Below are 18,053 nucleotides of genomic sequence, written 5' to 3'. Positions count from 1 at the left end.
GACATATTTCGATATAATCGGGCCAAACGATCAGCCTTGTCCGCGAGTCCACGGGATCAGTTGCTTATACCGCCCACGCGATGCATCACCGTTGACCGTTGCTCATATATTCCTGTGCGCGCTCGATGCAAGCCACACAGCTACCTCGAGGATCACTGATGCAATCCATACGTGTTGCTGTTCTGGCTTTTGACGGCGTCAGCCTGTTCCATCTTTCCGTGCCGGGAATGGTGCTGGGGACGGCGCAGTCCGCACCTGGTGAACCTCAGTATGAGGTCAATTACTTCGCAGAGACGCCGGGTATGGTTACTAGCGACCAAGGTCTCGACTTAGCGGTTGCTCAAGGCCTGGAGCTGATGGAGGCCTCTGATGTAATCGTCATTCCAGCGTGGGCTGATCCATCGGTCGCTGCATCTGCGCAACTTGTGAACGCGCTGCAGCTCGCCCACACGCAGGGTAAGCTCATCGTAGGGCTGTGCTTGGGCGCGTTTGTGCTAGGGGATGCAGGGCTACTGGATGGGAGAGAAGCAACCACTCACTGGGCAGGCCGAGAAAAGTTTGCCCAACGTTTTCCCGCCGTTCGTTTCAGACCCGACGTGCTTTATGTTAGTGATGGCAATATCATAACCTCTGCAGGAACCGTAGCGGCTATCGACTGTTGCCTTCACCTGGTACGCCAGAGACTCGGCGCTGGGGTGGCGAATCGCACCGCGAAGATGCTGGTGACGCCGCCGCACAGGCAGGGCGGCCAAGCTCAGTACGTGGAGCATCCTGTGCCACAACTGTCCAGCGAGACTCATCTGTCTGATGTTCTAACGTGGGCCCGTGTGAACCTTTCGAGTGATCTGTCGCTCGACGTGCTGGCGGACAGGGCGAGAATGAGTCGGCGCACATTTACTCGGCGATTCAGGGAAGCCACCGGAAGCACATTCTCAAAATGGTTAAACGCCCAGCGCGTTGTCAGGGCGCAAGAGCTGTTGGAGACGACTGACTTGCCTATTGAGTGTGTGGCGGGTGAGGCAGGGTTCGGAACGCCCTTATCTTTGAGGCAGCAATTCGGCGTTCATCTTGGCACGTCGCCGTCTGAATATCGGCGTACGTTTTTTCGTGAGATGAGTCCGGGCCGAAAAGCAGACGGAAGTGGGCCCACTGCCGAGTCATTTACTGAGTCTCAGGCAAAAGTTTACTGATGCGCATGAGCTCAGGCTGCATTATCCCTGACAACAGCGCGCAGCGCCTGCAGGGGATGCTAGACGGTCACACCATCTTGCCGTTTCACTTGGCTTCGGCAAGAATATCTGTCAGCCAATAACCGGCCAGGGGCACGAGCGGCGCCCAAGACTGCTTGTAGATCACCTCTGAAGTACCGGCGTTTTTTGTCTCATGCCCATAAGTACCAGACATGCCGCAGCACCCGCTCGCTTGAACCTGTAAATTCAGTCCCATGCGCTCATAGACTTGCTGCCAAAGGCCAATGCTGTTTGGCTCATTTGTCTTTTCAGTGCAGTGGGGAAGGAAGTAATACAGGGCAGCATCTTTGACGCTTTGAGTCTGTGGAAGCGCTCCGGCGAGCCACTCCTGAGGTAGTAATACGATGGGGACTTTGTCGCCCAGGGTCGACGGTTTGAGGTTGAAGCTTACGGCGAAGGGTTCTTCCGAGTCAGTCTCCACTTTGGCTTTATCGAGGAGCCTGACGTACCCGCAGCCTTGAGTGTTTGTCATTTGAGTGAGCTGGACTTCAGTCCGATGCGTACGACCTACGTCCTTAGCCGCGAGACCGTTATCCCGACCAAGCGGATCGGTATGGCTCGTTGGCGAGAAGGCTTGTTCGCTTTTCTGCTGAAGAACGCCAACAGCAACCTTAAATATTTCAACTTGCCGCTGAACCGAGTGATCGAACTGGGTACGCAGGTTGAGATGTAGAAACAAACAAGGCCGCAACTGCGGCCTTGTTCTATTCAGGGTGTCACTCGTGTGAGTGTCCGTGTGCAGCGGACTCGGAGGTTTCTCCTTTCTCACCACCGCCGCATGCCGTCATCAGGCCGAAGAAGCAGATCAGGAGCATCGAACGAAACAGGGTGGTTGGGATTTTCATGGAAGGACTCTTCAAAATTTGGATGAAATAAATGGTCTGGTGCTGGCTGAGCGCTGAATTATCGGCAGCAGGACAGCCATCGCTGTTTTGAATTACTGTTTGACGCTCAAGTAATCGCCGTTGGTTTTAAGTGCAATGGTCACGTCGTTGTTGCTGCGATTACGCCAAAACCAACCATGGGTGCCGTCAAAAATGGCCGTAAATTCACCCTTGTCACTTTTGACCTGCTTGCCCTTGCTGTAGCTGTGGAAGTAACCCTTCTCGCCGTTGTAGGGTTCGCCATGGGTATCGAAGTTCACAGGCCCACCAACCGCAGTCCATTCGTAGCTAACAGACTTGCCCTTCAAGACTTCGAGCTTTATTTCCGTCCCTTCACCTGGCTTGAGCGTGACGCTCATTTGATTCGTCTTCAAAGCTGAAGTTGGCGTGGGTGCCGGCTGAGCAACAGGTTTCGCAACAGGCTGGACTTGCGCGACCTGCATAGCTGGAGCTGGAGCTGATGCTTGCGGCGGAGTTGCATCCGCCAAAGCCTCTTGGGCCAGGATGATCTTCAGTTCGCCCATCTGGGTTAGCCCTAATGCTCGGCCCACACCTGTTGGATCAACGGCGTATTCCGAAGGCATGACAACAGTCACCAGCAGACCGACAGCAGTCAGCAGTGCAATGACAGTCGAGCGCACCAGTTTGCGAGTGCTTGGCAATTCATTAACAGTTGGAAGCGGAGTATTAAACATGGTCAGAATTCCTTACGCGGAGAGAAACAGGCCGGTGATTTGGTAACCCATTAGCAGAAACCCGGCACTCATCATGGCGACGTTGGCGGTATAGGCGTGGCGCCAAAAACCACCAGTGCGACGCCAGTACCCCATCAGGATGAGAATCGCGCTGAGGGCCAGTAATTGACCGATCTCAACGCCAACATTGAAGGCGATCAGGTTCGGAATCAGGCCATCAGGCGAGATCTCGTACTCCTGGATCTTCGTCGCCAGACCAAAACCGTGGAGCAAGCCGAAGATCAGCGTGGCCACTTTGGTGTTGGGTTGGAAACCGAACCAGCGCTGGAATGCGCCCAGGTTGTCGAGCGCCTTGTACACCACCGAGAAGCCAATGATGGCGTCGATGATGTACGAGCTGATGCTGACCTCTGTAAGTACGCCAAGCAGCAGCGTGACCGAGTGTCCCACCGCAAACAGCGTGACGTAGAGGCCCACGTCTTTCAGGCGGTAGAGGAAGAAGATTACTCCGAACAGGAACAGCAAGTGATCGTAGCCCGTCATCATGTGCTTGGCGCCCATATAGATGAACGGCAACAACATGATTCCGGTGCTTTCTTGGATGAAACCCTTGTCACCTTCAGCGACGGCATGCGCCATCGCTTCGGGCATGCCGAAGAAAAGTGCCGCCAAAAACAAAAACAACAGTAATAGCGGGCGATGCGAGGGCGCAGAGAATGCGCCAACACCGCTCATTGAGTACGAATGCATGAATTAATCCTACGTTGCAGTGATCGTGGGCCGCATTGCGGCCATGGTCAGGATGCGAACGCAGGACGGGGTGGACGCTCGATCAAAAATATCGGCGGCAGCGGAACAGAGTGTCGAAGCGCATCGACCCGGATGGCTAGCATAGGGGATGTCGCCAGCATCAACGCGGCAGTGAGTTGCGGCGTCTCGTGCTGATGATCAGGGGTCAATGGCGAATGGTAGTGATCTGAAAGACTTGAATAGCTGGATGAGGCCTCTTCGCCGTGGGAATGATTGGCGTCTTGTGTGATCTCCCAGGCTGGCTGTGTCGACGTCACTGATACCGAATAGGTATGCCCGGCCCAAGCCACCAACATAGCGAGAGCAAGCGCGATTACCACCGTTATTGTCAGTGTCCTGCTGAACATGGAGTTCGGTTTTCTACCTGTTGAATGGGGCTTTCTTACGTTTGACTATATCCTCCTAGGGGGGATAGGATGCCAGCATAATTCATTGAAGCCTGAGCCTCAAGTCATGAGTGAACACGAACAAGAACACAGCCATCCCCACACTCACCAAAGTCATGAGGCAATCATCAAGCGCCTCAAGCGGGCGGACGGTCATTTGCGAGGCATCATCACCATGATCGAAGAGGGGCGCCAATGCGTGGACATCGCACAGCAGTTGCATGCTGTAGAAAAAGCGGTGTGCCAAGCCAAGCGGACGCTCATCCAGGATCACATTGATCACTGTCTAGAGGACACCGTTTCGGCACTGGGTAATGGCGAGCGCGCACCGTTGGAAGCGTTCAAACAAATCACCAAATACCTCTAGGTTAAACATGCCAAACTTCGCTATTAGGAAAGAAGATGACGAAAACCACTAGCTTCAAACTTCGCCGGAACATCACGCTTTTGGTTTCCTGTTTTTTAGGAAGTCAAGCCTGGGCGGTTGAACAGCTTAATATAAGCACCGATCAGATGAAGACGATGGGAATCCAGACAGCACCAGTTCTTAGTAACTCTGGAGATCTAAAAAATCGTTACCCTGCTCAGGTGGTCGTACCTCCCGGCGCAGAACAGATCGTTACGTCACCGATGCAGGCTATGGTTTCGCAGCTTCTCGTCTCGGAATTTCAGGTTGTAACAAAAGGTGACCCGGTGGTGCGGTTGACAGGCCCCGCCATGAGCCAATTGCAGCTTGAATTGCTACAGGCTTCATCTCGAGCAAGCCTCGCTAGAAAAGCCTACAACCGCGAAAATACTCTCTTTGAAGAGGGCATTATTCCTCAACGGAGGGCGCAAGAAGCGGAGGCAGCCTTACGTGAGGCTGAGGCAACGCTATCACAGGTGCGCTCAGAACTTTCACTTGCAGGTCTCTCGAAGTCTGACACCGATAAAATTATAAAGTCGGGTTCGCCTTCGGACGGAATTATTTTGGCGGCGGCTCAAGACGGTATTGTCACGTCTATCTCGGTGAAGCCCGGCCAGAGAGTTGATGCTGCTACAGCTTTATTGAATATCGCCCAAGTCAAGGTTCTGTGGGTAGATATACAGGCCACTTCAACGGCTGCGCAAAATATAAGCTTAGGTACTATTGTAAATGTTGTAGGTAAAGATGTATCAGGGAAAATTAAAAGCATCAGCCCCATTATAGCGTCGGGCAATCAGTTTGTAATAATGCGAGCAGAAATAGAGAACGTTCAAGGTAAGCTGAGGCCTGGTGAGTATATTTCAGTCGATATTCCAGTAGCATCTTCAGGAAATACTTGGGATCTACCATTGTCCGCTATCGCTCGCAATAAGGCAGACTCAGTCGTATTTGTGAAAACTGAGCAGGGCTTTTCAGTCCGCCCTGTCGAAGTTATGGCCAGTACAGGCCAATACGTGCGAATTGAAGGTGACTTTCAACCACGAGACCAAGTAGCTATCAGTGGTGTGATTGCGCTGAAAGGCGCCTGGCTTGCTGAAGGGGAAGCAGAATGATTTTGAACAAGCTCATTCAATTTTCTCTGGCCCAACGATTATTTATAATTTTGGTTACGGTTTTGATTTCTGCTGCGGGTTGGTATGCCTATCGCGGCCTGCCGATTGATGCGTTTCCAGACGTTGCAAGCACTCAAGTTAAAATTATTATGAAAGCCCCCGGCATGACGCCGGAAGAGGTAGAGAGTCGTATCGCAGTACCCGTCGAAGTTGAGATGCTTGGCATTCCGAACACCAAAACACTTCGATCAGTGACGAAATATGGTCTGGTAGACGTCACCATCGATTTTCAGGATGGCATCGACATTTTCTGGGCTCGCCAACAGGTTGCTGAGCGACTCGGAAATCTGTCGGACAGTTTACCGGAGGGTATTTCCGGTGGCATGGCTCCTATCACTACCCCGTTAGGGGAAATGTTCATGTTTACGGTCGACGGAGACTCTTTATCGCTGGTAGAACGCCGAAGCTTGTTGGACTGGGTAATTAGGCCGGCGCTGCGGACAGTGCCTGGAGTTGCCGATGTCAACTCCCTGGGTGGTTTGGTGCGCACTTTTGAGGTGCTTCCTGACCCTATGAAGATGGCAGCCAATAAAATAACCCTGGAGCAACTATCGAATGCTCTAAGTATAAATAATCGGAACGATGGTGCAGGACGTTTGGCCGAAGGCGATGAAGTATTATTGGTGCGAAGTGAGGGCAGCATTAACTCGCTTGACGATCTAAAAAATATAGTGGTGAGTGCGACGACCGGAACTCCGGTTCGAGTTAGCGACATTGCGAGAGTACAGATCGGAACGCTCACACGCTATGGCGTAGTAACTCAGAATGGCACCAATGAAGCAGTGCAAGGATTGGTACTAGGCCTTGCTGGTTCAAATGCGCGTGAGGTGGTTAAAGGCGTGCAGGACAAATTGGCAGAGTTAGCACCTACCTTACCTGCAGGGATATCGATTACGAGTTTCTATGACCGCTCGTCTCTGGTAGATAAAGCTGTCGGTGCTGTTTTCAAAGCTTTACTTGAAGCAACCGTACTCGTCATCATTCTACTTGCACTATTTTTGGGGAACATTCGTGCGGCTTTGACCGTTGCGCTCGTGCTGCCACTTGCGGCGCTGATTACTTTCATCCTTATGCGACTATTTAATATGTCTGCCAACCTTATGAGCTTGGGGGGGTTAGCAATTGCAATCGGGATGCTGGTCGACGCGGCAGTGGTCGTTGTTGAAAACATCGTGCAGCGACTGGCTACCGATGAGTCTCGTGGAAAAGTTCCAAGGCTTCATCTCATATTCCGAGCCGTTCGAGAAGTCGCTGTTCCTGTAACTTCTGGTATCTTGATCATCATTACTGTTTTCCTCCCTCTAATGACCCTACAAGGCCTTGAGGGCAAGTTTTTCGTCCCTGTAGCGCTGACGATTGCTTTTGCACTGGCAGGGTCGTTGCTGCTTTCCTTAACTGTTATACCTGTGCTTTCATCTTATTTTTTAAAAGAGGTAAAGCATGAAGATCCTTGGTTGGCGAGAAAGCTTCTAGGGCTCTATAACCCGATTTTGAGTTGGGGCATGCAGAAGCAAAAAGTAGTGTTTGTTGGTGCTGCAGTTATGCTTTTAGCCGCTGGGATTGTGTACACACAAGTCGGTAAAACCTTTATGCCTACAATGGATGAAGGGGACTTGATCGTGGGTATAGAGAAATTGCCATCCATCAGTCTCGAGCAAACTGCCGAGCTGGATAAAAAGATTCAAATGGCGTTGATGACGGCTATACCAGAGATAAAAGGAGTTGTAGCTCGCGCTGGCTCTGATGAGATTGGTTTGGATCCTATGGGTCTCAATCAGACTGACACCTATTTGCTGCTCAAGCCAAAAGACCAGTGGCGCATGAGCTCTAAGGAAGATTTGCTGAATGAGATTCGTAAAGTTCTAGATAATTTACCTGGTATCGAATACAGCTTTACTCAGCCTATCGAAATGCGTGTATCTGAAATGATTATTGGTGTTCGGGGCGACTTGGCCGTGAAGGTATATGGCCCAGACCTTGGCACACTCAATAAGCTCGGAACCCAAATTGAAGAATTACTGAAGACAATCAACGGTAGCCAGGACGTTTATACGGTTCAAAATGACGGTGTCCAATACTTGCGAGTCGAAATTGACCGATTGCAAGCAGGTCGATTAGGACTTGATGTTGAAACCATTCAAAACATACTTAGAGTTCAGATTGAAGGTAAGCAAGCTGGCATTGTGATCGAGGGCAATCAGCGTACGCCGATCTTGATTCGTGCTGATAAAAGTGTTCGTACCTCACCGGCGGAGTTCGATGCTTTGATTATCACTACACCTTCAGGAATGTCTGTTCCTCTGCGCGATGTCGCCAAGTTAGTTCGTGCGGACGGCCCCGTTAAAATTGACCGTGAAATGGGTAGCCGATATGGCGTAGTAATTGCGAACGTGAGTAACAGGGATCTGGTAGGTTTTGTTGAGGAGGCCAAGGCTTCGGTTGCCAAAAATATCGAATTACCCAAAGGTTACACAATTACTTGGGGTGGGCAGTTCGAGAATCAACAGCGCGCTGCTGCGAGATTATCTATTGTGGTTCCAGTCGCACTTGGCTTGATTTTCGTGCTGCTGTTTTCGACATTTGGATCCGTCAGACAGGCTCTGCTTATTCTTAGCAATATTCCTTTTGCACTTGTAGGCGGTATCGTTGCCCTTTGGGTTACTGGCGAATATCTGTCAGTGCCAGCTTCAGTCGGCTTCATCGCACTGTTAGGTATCGCGGTACTCAACGGGATCGTCTTGGTCAGCTATTTCAATCAGCTCTATCATGAAGGGATGGCTATTAAAGACGTAGTCATCCAAGGTTCAAGGCGCCGGTTAAGACCAGTCCTCATGACTGCTTCTATTACTGCTTTTGGACTGGTTCCACTTCTATTTGCAACGGGCCCTGGCTCAGAAATTCAACGCCCTTTGGCTATTGTAGTGATAGGCGGCTTGATCACTGTTACGGCATTGACACTTCTCCTCTTACCGATACTGTATTTGCGTTTTGCTCATTCGAAAAAGGAGAGCTCCAATGCCTAACTTGCGAATTACTCTACTTTTGCCGCTAAGTCTTGAAGAGAAGGTTTCTGACTATTTTCTTTGTGATCCTAGCATCGGAGTCTTTACGAGCAGGGTGGTTTCAGTACATGGACTATCCAACTCCATGTTGAACTCTGCGGAGCAGGTTATGGGAAGCGCTAAAGAAACGGAAATCGTTGTCGTGGTAGACGAGGAACGCTTCGAACTCTGGATTAGTGAATTTGAGAGGCTTTTCACTAGCTCGGGTATTCGCTATTGGTCGACCCCTATTTACCGTTCGGGAGTTCTGGTGTGATGGAAAAGTTATTACTTCTAGTATTACTACTGGGTGCCAGTGGAGCGGCTCAGCCTCAGTCTTTTGAAATGCCATTGCCACCTGCTCAAATTTTACCAGCAAGCATTGCGACAAAGCTATTGGATGCAGATCCACGAGTAGAGTCAGCCCGGGCCAGTCTGGATGCGGCTATACAGGAGGCGGGGATTATTAAAAGATCTCCTTACGAATGGATAGTTAACGGTACCTCTCAGCAGCGTCGTGTCCAGGGGGGGCCTAACTATAACGAGTGGACGGCTGGAGTAGAGCGCACCATACGGCTCCCTGGAAAGTCTAGTGCTGACTCGGATATCAGTACCGCAACCCTTGAAATTGCGGAGGCTAGTTATGGTGAAGCTAGGCATGAAGCCGCCCGTGAACTGATGTTAGCTTGGCTTGATTGGCAAGCTGCTGAGGAGGCCCGAGATATTGCGGCGAGAGGAGTAGAGTCGGCTAAAGATAGCCTGGCAGCAGTGCAGAAACGCAACAGAGCGGGGGACGCATCTACGCTTGACGTGAATATCGCTAAGGCAGAGCTCTCCGATCAATTACGCTCGGGTAATGATGCAAAGGTGAAGGCAACTACGACTTGGATTGCGCTTACCACCAAGTTTCCTGGCGTTGAGCGAGCGCGAGTCGCTCTGCCGGCTCCCGTAAAAGTTACTGGAAATGATGAGTCCTGGACGGCGAGAATTATTGAGCAAAGCGATGAGCTGAGGCGCACCATCGCAACTGCAAGGCGCGCTGAAGGTTTGTCCGGACGTGCCCGGGCGGATAAAATACCCGACCCCACATTTGGCGTATTTACGAACTCTGAGCAGGGTAACAGAGAGCGTATCTATGGCGTCAGCGTGAGTATGCCAATACCTAGCCGGTCACGTAGTGCGCGTTATGCTCAAGCGTTGGCGCAGGAAGACGCTACTAGGCACGATTCAGCGCTTGTTAAGCGACAACTTACGACCTTGATTACACAAAATCTGGCGTTGGCTGAAGGCGCCTTTGAAAGCTATCTGCTTGCCAAGGACGGAGCTCAGGAGATGGAAACGAACAAGAGCCAGACTCAACGAGCGTATGAGTTGGGGGAGGCGGATCTTCAATCATTGCTTTTAGCCCGCCGCCAATCCGTTTCGGCAGCCACAACGGCCCTAGAGGCACAAGTAGAGACGTTAAAGACAAACTTATCCCTCCTGATTGATGCCCACTGGATCTGGGATCTCGATCACAGTTGAGCCACCATTCCGGCAGCGCAATCAGCTGCCGGAATTCTTTCAAATTTGTAATTCTTCAATCATCTTGAGGTTATGTTTGTAGGTCGGAATGAGTGGCGGTCATTGCAATCACCATTATAAAAAAGGCCGTCATCATAAGAAACTGCCAAATCTTCGGAGCAGACATGACTAGGATAACCAAGATCTCAACAGGCGTATTAGCGGCAATAGCTGGGTTTAGCTCAGTCGCCTATAGTGCAGAGAAGTCAGAAGGTTTTGTTGAAGGTAGTAAATTTACCGTTACCAGCAGAACATTCTATTTCAACAGGGATAATCGTAATGGTGAAACTGCACCAGGGGGGCGGGATATTCTGAGGCGACTGCTCAAGCATTCATTGCGAAATTCAATTCTGGTTACACCCAAGGGACGATTGGTTTCGGACTAGATGCTTTCGCCATGATCGGCTTGAAATTGGACACTGGTGGCGGACGCAATGGTGGGCGAAGTTCGTTTGATGTTCTTCCAGTTGACAGTAACGGGGATGCCCGTGATGAGTACACTAAAATTGGAGGCGCCGCGAAGATTCGCGCCTTTGATACGGAGCTCAAAGTAGGCGACGTGTTTCCTACCAGCCCAGTAGTGTATTACGGTGATTCGCGTCTACTTCCTGAGTCTTTTAGAGGTACTATATTTTCCAATAACAGCATCAAAGGCCTGACATTGCAAGGTGGCCGGCTCCATTCTATGAGTCAGCCTGTATCAAGCGATATGAGGGATGGTTTTGCGACCTTCTACGCAGGCCCTGTAAACTCACCAGGAATGAGCTATTTCGGTGGTGACTACGTTCTAAATGAGAACGTAAGTTTCGCGTTGCATGCTGGCCAACTTCAGGATGTATGGAATCAAACGTATTTCGGTACGAACCTCAGCTACGCTCTCACAGATAATCTCGCGTTGATCGGTGGTTTTAATTACTATCGTGCAGTTGACGAAGGCAAGAAGTTATTAGGTGAATTTGATACCAATATTTGGAGCGGGCGTTTTGGTGTTCAGTTTGGTGGCCACACACTCGCCTTAACCCACCAACGAAACAATGGCGAAAACGACTTCGACTATTTACGACAATCCGACTCTGTTTTCTTGGACAACTCAATACAATATAGTGATTTCAACGCCCCCAAGGAAAAATCTTGGATGCTGCGTTATGATCTGAGCATGAAGTCGTACGGGGTTCCTGGACTCAGCTTTATGACGCGTTATGGCCGAGGTAGTGATATTGACTACTCGAGTGCGAATAGTGTCTACATGCGCCGTGATGCCGAGGGCAGTCCGCTCGTGAATCAAAAGAGGTGGGAGCGCGACATCGAAGCAAAATATGTAGTTCAAACTGGAAAAATGAAAGATATGTCATTCCGCATACGCCAGTCTAATACACGCGCGACTCAATTTGAGTCTGACCTGGATGAGTTTAGGCTAATTGTAGAATACCCTCTTGTTTCTTTGTAAGCGGGCTAGACGTAAACGGAACAAAATTTGATTGTGAACTTGGCCTTGATCTAATTTGCACGTCGCTATTTTTATAGATTTTTAGCTATGAATGTTTGCGTGCAAGTTTGATTGGGGGCTGATTGATCTTTCAGCCGTCTAGATCACTGTTAAAGCTAGCGCCCTTTGGGCGCTTTCTAATTCAAATCTTGTGGTTTAAGGCAAATTCAAACTAAAGGGTGTGGGTTACGACATGAAGACTATTAAGATTTCAGTTTTTATCGCGCTTGCTTTTGCGTCGCAATTTATTAATGCGCAAACGCAATCGAAGACAGACGTTGAAAGGGTTGAGCGCGCCAACAAGGTTGCGCTCGAGAATTATGCCAGCAAAGTCGGCGAACCAGTTCCTGAAGTTAAGGATTATGTGTATGGCATGAAGCTAGACGTTGCCAAGACTATACATGTTTCCCCACCAGTAAAATATTGTGGAAATGTCGATAGCTATATGAGTTATCAGGACTCTCAAGGAAAGCTTCACTCCATTCGATATATCCTGCAGGGCGACTGTCCCCAAAAGCGTTAACGCAATTTTTTACCATGACCCCTCGGCTACGCTTCACTGCCTATTTCGCCGTTATCAGCCTCCATCGCAAATCCTTTCATGGCATGTGGTAGGCCGAGGGTTAGCGGACTGCTCATATGCACGCCGACAGTGCGTTTCTATCGGCTCGCCATATACCGGTTGGCGCTAGTTTGAATTCGAGCATGGAGACGTGAGTTCTCGGCCTTACTGATCCCCCCTAAACACATTCCCCTCTAATTTGATCCTCCCCTACCATCAAATAGACCGTACAAAGAGTAGCACCATTCGCTTGATGCCAATGCTTACTGCCATGTCCGCTGCGTCGAAGCTGATGACGGCCAGTTAAGCCAGCACCAGGCTAGAAGGCTTGCATGCAGCGGGAAGCGGTTTCGTATGTGGTGCTCAACATGATTGGAGGCCTGCCTCGCAACAAGCGCGTCCTTTCGTTTGGTCAAAATTGTGTAGGTTCCTCCGTTCAAGAATAAGCGTGTGTCATTTCTCCGTGTCTACGACAACCGACTTTGCCGGTATAGCACGCACTTTTCGTTTCGCGCCTACCAGGGCTAACGTTTCCAGCAATGCAAGTCGCCGGTAGTGCCGAGCGATGTAGCGGGTACAAAAGAAAATCAAAAAAAACTGTTTCAATCGGGTGAGGTTCATGATCCCCCAAAGCCTCTCGCTTACCTATTTTCTGATCATCATCCAGTTGTATGTGACAGCTCTTGTCGATGCATCACTAAATTTTGCTCTGGACTCGAAGGCTTGAGAACTCTTCGCTCCATCAGCGTGGCCACCGACGATGTAGATCATCAATCACATACGGGTGTTCATGCCTTTCTGCGTTGGTGTCGTCAACATGGGCACGATTGTCTGATAGTTCATCATGAGTGTGCTCGACGATTTCTCGATCATGAGCTGGTCGCCAGATGAGGCTACTCATGATAAGCGAGCCTGCTGCCAAGACCGCTAGCGCAATGAACGATGCGGCCAGGCCGTAGTGTGCTCCCAACCATCCCGCCAGAGGGTAAGTGATTAACCAGCAGGCATGGGATAAGGCGAACTGGGCAGCAAATAATGCTGGACGATCCTCAGCATGTGCTGAGCGACGCAAGATGCGACCGCTAGGAGTCTGGGCAAGGGAGTAGCCAACCCCAAGCACCAACCATAGTGGTAGAAGCAAGTTATAAGTGGTGACGTTAATGCCAACCGCTAAACCCGCGACCAATATCCCTCCGCCGAACAGCATGGCAGTTCGGTCTTTGATGTTTTTCAGCAGCCTGGGCAAGACCAAGGCTGACACCATCGACCCTCCCCCAAACGCTGCCAGGGCCAAAGCAGTGGAACTCTGAGGCAGAGCGAAGCGCGACTGCACCAGAACTACTGTATTGACGATCACCATGGCGCTAGCGGCAGCTACCGTAAGATTGAGCGCCAACAGTCCCCGTAACCGGGGCGTAGCTAGGAATATGCGCATACCACGGGTGGTTCGTTCATAAATGCTGCGTCGTGGTACCTGTTTCGCTTTGGGTAGCAGCACCGTAGCGACTAGAGCCGCAGAAGCAAGGAAACCAATGACCGTACCCGCGAACAGATTATGAAAGCTGATCACGGTCAGCAGTGCAGCGGCGAGCATCGGACTGGCAACACTTTCGAGATCGTAGGCCAGACGCGATAGTGACAAGGCACGGGTGTAGTCATCCTCATCCGGCAGGATGTCTGGAATGGTCGCCTGGAACGTCGGAGTGAACGCTGCCGAAGCGGACTGAAGGACGAAAATCAGCACGTAGATTTGCCAGATTTCCGTTACAAACGGCAGTGCAAGTGCGACCAGTGCTCGCACAAGATCCAGTGAAACCAGCATTGCCCGACGCGGTAGACGTTCTGCAAAAGCCGCTGCAATCGGTGCAACGCCGATGTATGCCGTCATCTTGATTGCTAACGCCGTACCTAGGACGGCGCCGGCTTGGGCTCCTGCGAGGTCGAACGCCAGTAGTCCTAATGCGACAGTGGCAAGACCAGTCCCCACAAGCGCAATCACTTGTGCGAGAAAGAGGTGGCGGTAGGTTCGATTGGCTAAGATTTTCAGCATGAGAAATCTCACATAAGGACACACGCGCCCAGTTGGTTGCCGAGCTTTTCTCGAATTAACAAAGCGACGAGTTGTTCGCTTATCGAGGATTCGTATCCCCCTGGGGGGGATATGAAGTCATCCTAAACTAGAGCCGGCATTAGCTCAAGAAGCAGCCGATCAGTCGCTCATCGAATATTTGCGAAATCAAGCAGGATGCGCTTGCTCGGTGAAGGCACTTAGCCATACGCTGCCGGGCGTGAGACCTCTCACGGATATAAAAATATGAGCAAGGAGCAGACCCTGATGAAGCTGTCCGCCATTTTGATCGCCGCTTTACTTTCGATTACGTCCGTTGCTGCCTTCTCGCACAGCGGCGGTACTGATTCAAAAGGTTGCCATCGAAACCATAAAACCAACGACTACCACTGCCATTAAATGGCAAAAGCCCAGCGTCAGGCTGGGCTTTGGTGTGAGCTGGTCACTTCAGATCTGAAGGGGCCTGGGTGTCTGACGGACGCTGTTTAATCCGCTCGTGATAGCTAGCGCAACAGATGTACTGCTAGACCAGCGAGCGCACAGGCCATCAGTACCTGAATGACGCCGCGCTTGAAGCGGAACAATGCTATTGCCGCTGCGATGGCGATTACTGCTGAAGGCCAGTCGAGGTTGCCGCTGAAGCCTTTCGGCCAAAGCACGTGATACCCGAAGAAGCACGCCAGATTGAGGATCACCCCAACTACGGCGGCGGTGATGGCGGTAAGCGGTGCAGTGAACTTGAGTTCGTTGTGGGTCGACTCAACCAGAGGGCCACCCGCAAGGATGAACAGGAACGAAGGTAAGAAGGTGAACCAGGTCACCAGGGCAGCTGCGACAGCTCCGGCCAGAAACACCTGATCAGCCCCGAACACTTGCGAGACATAGGCCCCGACGAAGCCGACGAAAGCCACCACCATGATCAGCGGCCCTGGCGTGGTTTCCCCCAGCGCAAGGCCGTCGATCATCTGTGTCGGGGTTAGCCAGCCATAGTGACCGACTGCGCCTTGATAGACATACGGCAGTACGGCATAAGCCCCGCCGAAGGTCAGCAATGCAGCTTTGGTAAAGAACCAGCTCATCTGGGTCAGGGTTCCTTCCCACCCAAAGAGCGCGGTCAAAACACCCATCGGCAAAGCCCATAGCACGGCACTAATCAGTGCGAGTGAGGCCAATTTCAACCAGCTGAACCGAGCATGTTCGGGGGACGGCGTGTCGTCATCGATTAAGGCCGGGCCGAAGGATTTTTTGGCGGCGCTATGGCCACCGGCTCTGAATTTTTCGGGTGCCATTCGCCCCCCGAAATAGCCAATCAACGCTGCCCCTAAGACGATCAGCGGGAACGGAACATTGAATGCAAAGATGGCGGCAAATGAAGCCGCTGCTATCGCCCACAGCCAATTATTCTTCAGTGCCCGAGAGCCGATTCTATGCGCCGCCTGCACCACGATGGCCGTCACGGCGGGCTTGATGCCGTAGAAAAGTCCGGCTACCACGGGTACTTCGCCGAACGCGATGTACATCCACGACAGCGCGATCAGGATGAATAGTGAGGGCAGCACAAACAGCGCGCCGGCGACCACGCCTCCCCACGTTCGATGCATCAGCCAACCAATGTAAGTCGCCAGTTGCTGAGCCTCGGGCCCTGGCAACAACATGCAGTAATTGAGGGCATGTAGAAATCTGCGTTCTGAAATCCAGCGTCGCCGCTCCACCAACTCCTGATGCATGATCGAGATCTGGCCCGCAGGCCCGCCGAAGCTAATGAAACCGAGCTTCAACCAGAACCAGAACGCCTCACGCAGACTAATCTGTTCAGGCCTCAACGGATTCGCTTCAACCTCTGGTGCCATAACTTTACTCATTGGGTTGCTCCTCTTTCACAAACCCGGCGAGCAGGCCGTCGAAGATGGCGCTCGCGGCAGCCAGAAGTTGGTCGTCGTCGGAAATGGTCTCTCGCAGCCCAGCAAGCACCCGCTGAATCCCGGCAGCCTCCACCGGCTGAATATCGCCAACATCGAGGTAATGCACAAGGGCAGCAATGCGACCTAGACCTTGTATCTGGATTTGAAAACTGGCCTGTAGGGTTTCAAAGGTGACGCGGTTACCAACATGGCTGAAGGTTGCGTCATCAAAATCAAACCCCAAGGCGTTGACTGGGCAGTCCTGTGGAGTGTTCAGCCAGACGATCTGAGCTTGCGGGTCGATGAAGCGGCGGATCAACCAGGCACAGGCGAGCCGGTCGACCCAGGGACGTTTACGCGTTGCCCAGATACGGCCCTGATAATCGCTGAGATTGAGTACCGATATCGGTTGATTACTGCTGTGCGGCTCATCCGGCGACAGGGCTCTACTGACTGCCGTCTCTAACTCCTGTAGAGCCGCATCAATCTGGTGCTTTGGTTCACCTGGGAAGTAATCGATGCTCGCTATCTGATCGTAGGCTTTGCGCAGCTTGCGGATTTGTTTGGTCGTCGCCAGCGCATTTTCAGCATTCAACTGCTCACGGCAGCCTTCGATCTCTCCACCAAGTTTGGTGTAGTCATCCTTGCGGTCGAAAAACTCGATAAAGCGCTCACCGTTGGGATCAACTACAGGCAGGAGGTAGGCGGTGCCATTGATGGCCAATATGTCTCGTTCGACAGAAGTCAGAGCTTCGCGGCAAGCGCTGGTATCAGGGAGCAGGTAAACACCGTCACGGAGTACAGCGGCACCTGAAGCTTTCAAGGCACGCCAGGCTCGCATGCGCTCGGTGGCGTTGGCGGTGGGTAAGCCAAGGATCAATGCGAGCCAATTTTTCATGTAGGAATATCTACTCGATATGTAGTAATCGCTACGCTACTCCTTGCTGCAAGGCTTGGGAAGCGGTGCTCAACAAAAGCAGTTGTTCAGAGGGCATTCGGAAGAAGGAACAGACACGCAGACTTGCGGTGGTCATTGCGAGCGAAGCCAAGCTTCCATTTTTTGCAACCTTCCTCTACGTAAAAGCACCGGTTTCCCTAAATCCAACATCACCAACAATCCCTGCCTTTCGCATGTTGAAGGGAACCAATCAGCGATTTCGACGTTGCAGCGTTTGGCGTCACCTACCGCCCACTTAATAATCATGTCTGCTGCGGCACGGTAGTGATCCGCCATGAACAGCCTTTTGCCGTCTTCTGACCAGCCTCTCATCGCAAGCTCGTCGGTTACGTCGATGAGTCCAGCGTCTCCAAAGAAATCGGTCGTATCTGGATAATGAATACCTGCCAAGGACACCTTGGCCACGCCGGATTTTCGGTCGAAGTAAGACAGGAAATGCCATCCTCCCGTTGTACTACCTGGATCTGGAAAATTGATCGCAGCTTTGCCAGTGATGTAGTGCGTGCGGGAAACGCGTTTGAGATCAAAATCGAAAAGCGGCTGGTTCATGGGAGTGTTTTGAGCCGGGCCAGCCCCTGTTTGATATGACCAGCGTTCTCACCAATTGTGTAAAGCGCACCACGGACGTTGTCGCCGACTTCCGCATGTCCCTGGGCTTCCACCTGGAGGGTCAGCTCCATGAGCGCAGCCTCAAGGGCCAGCTGGTTTTGGTACATCCTTTCCAGCACATCTGATAGCGAGTATTCACTGGGCATCTACATGGACTCCTTGATGTCGACCCAGCATAGCTCGATGATGAGTCAGCAAGTGTCTTGCGGGTATAGGCATACCCTGAGAGCACCTTATGAGCGTCCCGTCCCTAAGTAGTCTC

Annotated in this window: 16 protein-coding genes and 3 pseudogenes; 10 read left to right on the top strand and 9 right to left on the bottom strand. The window is 51.6% G+C overall.

Annotated features, from left to right (window positions below):
* Window positions 1–158: 158 nt before the first annotated feature.
* Window positions 159–1,190, top strand: coding sequence for a GlxA family transcriptional regulator (locus HZ99_RS14615; RefSeq protein ID WP_034139979.1), 1,032 nt, complete (start codon window positions 159–161; stop codon window positions 1,188–1,190).
* Between the two features lie 59 nt (window positions 1,191–1,249).
* On the opposite strand, the pseudogene HZ99_RS14610 reads toward HZ99_RS14615, so the two are convergent.
* Window positions 1,250–1,617, bottom strand: a pseudogene (locus tag HZ99_RS14610) (hypothetical protein); the annotation flags it as partial.
* Here HZ99_RS14610 and HZ99_RS27840 point away from each other — a divergent pair.
* Window positions 1,612–1,923: pseudogene (locus HZ99_RS27840) on the top strand (KUP/HAK/KT family potassium transporter); the annotation flags it as partial. The pseudogenes HZ99_RS14610 and HZ99_RS27840 sit on opposite strands and share 6 nt — an antisense overlap.
* Before the next feature lie 43 nt (window positions 1,924–1,966).
* Here HZ99_RS27840 and HZ99_RS29390 read toward each other — a convergent pair.
* The 3 genes from HZ99_RS29390 to HZ99_RS14595 form a co-directional block, all read right to left on the bottom strand.
* Complete coding sequence (locus HZ99_RS29390; protein ID WP_256675350.1) at window positions 1,967–2,095, bottom strand: hypothetical protein; 129 nt, start codon at window positions 2,093–2,095, stop codon at window positions 1,967–1,969.
* Window positions 2,096–2,187: 92 nt separating this feature from the next.
* Window positions 2,188–2,829 (bottom strand): hypothetical protein, encoded by a 642-nt coding sequence (locus HZ99_RS14600; RefSeq protein WP_034139980.1) that lies wholly within the window; start codon window positions 2,827–2,829, stop codon window positions 2,188–2,190.
* A 12-nt stretch (window positions 2,830–2,841) separates the two neighbouring features.
* Window positions 2,842–3,579 carry a HupE/UreJ family protein gene (locus HZ99_RS14595; RefSeq protein ID WP_033902320.1) on the bottom strand — a complete coding sequence of 246 codons (738 nt, stop codon included), beginning with the start codon at window positions 3,577–3,579 and terminating at the stop codon, window positions 2,842–2,844.
* Window positions 3,580–4,092: 513 nt separating this feature from the next.
* On the opposite strand from HZ99_RS14595, the gene HZ99_RS14590 reads away from it, so the two are divergent.
* The 7 genes and pseudogenes from HZ99_RS14590 to HZ99_RS14560 all read left to right on the top strand — a co-directional run bounded on the left by HZ99_RS14590 (window position 4,093) and on the right by HZ99_RS14560 (window position 12,216).
* Window positions 4,093–4,392, top strand: coding sequence for a metal-sensing transcriptional repressor (locus HZ99_RS14590; RefSeq protein WP_033902319.1), 300 nt, complete (start codon window positions 4,093–4,095; stop codon window positions 4,390–4,392).
* Between the two features lie 35 nt (window positions 4,393–4,427).
* Complete coding sequence (locus HZ99_RS14585) at window positions 4,428–5,543, top strand: efflux RND transporter periplasmic adaptor subunit (protein WP_051422214.1); 1,116 nt, start codon at window positions 4,428–4,430, stop codon at window positions 5,541–5,543.
* Window positions 5,540–8,626 carry an efflux RND transporter permease subunit gene (locus HZ99_RS14580; RefSeq protein ID WP_186352427.1) on the top strand — a complete coding sequence of 1,029 codons (3,087 nt, stop codon included), beginning with the start codon at window positions 5,540–5,542 and terminating at the stop codon, window positions 8,624–8,626. Before HZ99_RS14585 ends, HZ99_RS14580 begins: the two co-directional genes overlap by 4 nt.
* On the top strand, window positions 8,619–8,921 hold the full coding sequence (locus tag HZ99_RS14575; RefSeq protein WP_033902318.1) for a DUF3240 family protein: 303 nt from the start codon (window positions 8,619–8,621) through the stop codon (window positions 8,919–8,921). The genes HZ99_RS14580 and HZ99_RS14575 overlap by 8 nt, the downstream gene beginning before the upstream one ends.
* On the top strand, window positions 8,921–10,168 hold the full coding sequence (locus HZ99_RS14570) for a TolC family protein (protein ID WP_033902317.1): 1,248 nt from the start codon (window positions 8,921–8,923) through the stop codon (window positions 10,166–10,168). Before HZ99_RS14575 ends, HZ99_RS14570 begins: the two co-directional genes overlap by 1 nt.
* Window positions 10,169–10,332: 164 nt before the next feature.
* A pseudogene (locus HZ99_RS14565) lies at window positions 10,333–11,654 on the top strand (OprD family porin).
* Window positions 11,655–11,886: 232 nt separating this feature from the next.
* Window positions 11,887–12,216 (top strand): DUF2790 domain-containing protein, encoded by a 330-nt coding sequence (locus HZ99_RS14560; RefSeq protein WP_033902240.1) that lies wholly within the window; start codon window positions 11,887–11,889, stop codon window positions 12,214–12,216.
* A gap of 781 nt (window positions 12,217–12,997) precedes the next feature.
* Here HZ99_RS14560 and HZ99_RS14555 read toward each other — a convergent pair.
* Window positions 12,998–14,305 (bottom strand): MFS transporter, encoded by a 1,308-nt coding sequence (locus tag HZ99_RS14555; RefSeq protein ID WP_034139959.1) that lies wholly within the window; start codon window positions 14,303–14,305, stop codon window positions 12,998–13,000.
* A 264-nt stretch (window positions 14,306–14,569) separates the two neighbouring features.
* Between HZ99_RS14555 and HZ99_RS28590 the strand changes: the two genes are divergently transcribed.
* On the top strand, window positions 14,570–14,722 hold the full coding sequence (locus tag HZ99_RS28590) for a YHYH domain-containing protein (protein WP_223817870.1): 153 nt from the start codon (window positions 14,570–14,572) through the stop codon (window positions 14,720–14,722).
* Between the two features lie 104 nt (window positions 14,723–14,826).
* On the opposite strand, the gene chrA is transcribed toward HZ99_RS28590, so the two are convergent.
* The 4 genes from chrA to HZ99_RS14535 all read right to left on the bottom strand — a co-directional run bounded on the left by chrA (window position 14,827) and on the right by HZ99_RS14535 (window position 17,937).
* Entirely contained in the window at window positions 14,827–16,185 is a 1,359-nt protein-coding gene (gene chrA / locus HZ99_RS14550; protein WP_033898332.1) for a chromate efflux transporter, read from the bottom strand.
* Complete coding sequence (locus HZ99_RS14545) at window positions 16,178–17,122, bottom strand: chromate resistance protein ChrB domain-containing protein (protein WP_033898333.1); 945 nt, start codon at window positions 17,120–17,122, stop codon at window positions 16,178–16,180. Before HZ99_RS14545 ends, chrA begins: the two co-directional genes overlap by 8 nt.
* A 132-nt stretch (window positions 17,123–17,254) precedes the next feature.
* Window positions 17,255–17,731 (bottom strand): hypothetical protein, encoded by a 477-nt coding sequence (locus HZ99_RS14540; RefSeq protein ID WP_032894812.1) that lies wholly within the window; start codon window positions 17,729–17,731, stop codon window positions 17,255–17,257.
* Window positions 17,728–17,937: a hypothetical protein gene (locus HZ99_RS14535; RefSeq protein WP_033898334.1), complete on the bottom strand. Its 210-nt coding sequence runs from the start codon at window positions 17,935–17,937 to the stop codon at window positions 17,728–17,730. Before HZ99_RS14535 ends, HZ99_RS14540 begins: the two co-directional genes overlap by 4 nt.
* Between the last annotated feature and the right edge of the window lie 116 nt (window positions 17,938–18,053).

The organism is Pseudomonas fluorescens (genome assembly GCF_000730425.1).
Classification (GTDB): Bacteria; Pseudomonadota; Gammaproteobacteria; order Pseudomonadales; family Pseudomonadaceae; genus Aquipseudomonas; species Aquipseudomonas fluorescens_X.
The sequence above is the reverse complement of the archived record's forward strand: the minus strand, read 5'-3'. Positions and strand labels throughout refer to the sequence as shown.

Coding starts and splice junctions, on each gene's coding strand:
- HZ99_RS14615 (WP_034139979.1), top strand. CDS start 159: ATGCAATCCATACGTGTTGCTGTTCTGGCTTTTGACGGCGTCAGCCTG.
- HZ99_RS29390 (WP_256675350.1), bottom strand. CDS start 2,095: ATGAAAATCCCAACCACCCTGTTTCGTTCGATGCTCCTGATCTGCTTC.
- HZ99_RS14600 (WP_034139980.1), bottom strand. CDS start 2,829: ATGTTTAATACTCCGCTTCCAACTGTTAATGAATTGCCAAGCACTCGC.
- HZ99_RS14595 (WP_033902320.1), bottom strand. CDS start 3,579: ATGCATTCGTACTCAATGAGCGGTGTTGGCGCATTCTCTGCGCCCTCG.
- HZ99_RS14590 (WP_033902319.1), top strand. CDS start 4,093: ATGAGTGAACACGAACAAGAACACAGCCATCCCCACACTCACCAAAGT.
- HZ99_RS14585 (WP_051422214.1), top strand. CDS start 4,428: ATGACGAAAACCACTAGCTTCAAACTTCGCCGGAACATCACGCTTTTG.
- HZ99_RS14580 (WP_186352427.1), top strand. CDS start 5,540: ATGATTTTGAACAAGCTCATTCAATTTTCTCTGGCCCAACGATTATTT.
- HZ99_RS14575 (WP_033902318.1), top strand. CDS start 8,619: ATGCCTAACTTGCGAATTACTCTACTTTTGCCGCTAAGTCTTGAAGAG.
- HZ99_RS14570 (WP_033902317.1), top strand. CDS start 8,921: ATGGAAAAGTTATTACTTCTAGTATTACTACTGGGTGCCAGTGGAGCG.
- HZ99_RS14560 (WP_033902240.1), top strand. CDS start 11,887: ATGAAGACTATTAAGATTTCAGTTTTTATCGCGCTTGCTTTTGCGTCG.
- HZ99_RS14555 (WP_034139959.1), bottom strand. CDS start 14,305: ATGCTGAAAATCTTAGCCAATCGAACCTACCGCCACCTCTTTCTCGCA.
- HZ99_RS28590 (WP_223817870.1), top strand. CDS start 14,570: ATGAGCAAGGAGCAGACCCTGATGAAGCTGTCCGCCATTTTGATCGCC.
- chrA (WP_033898332.1), bottom strand. CDS start 16,185: ATGAGTAAAGTTATGGCACCAGAGGTTGAAGCGAATCCGTTGAGGCCT.
- HZ99_RS14545 (WP_033898333.1), bottom strand. CDS start 17,122: ATGAAAAATTGGCTCGCATTGATCCTTGGCTTACCCACCGCCAACGCC.
- HZ99_RS14540 (WP_032894812.1), bottom strand. CDS start 17,731: ATGAACCAGCCGCTTTTCGATTTTGATCTCAAACGCGTTTCCCGCACG.
- HZ99_RS14535 (WP_033898334.1), bottom strand. CDS start 17,937: ATGCCCAGTGAATACTCGCTATCAGATGTGCTGGAAAGGATGTACCAA.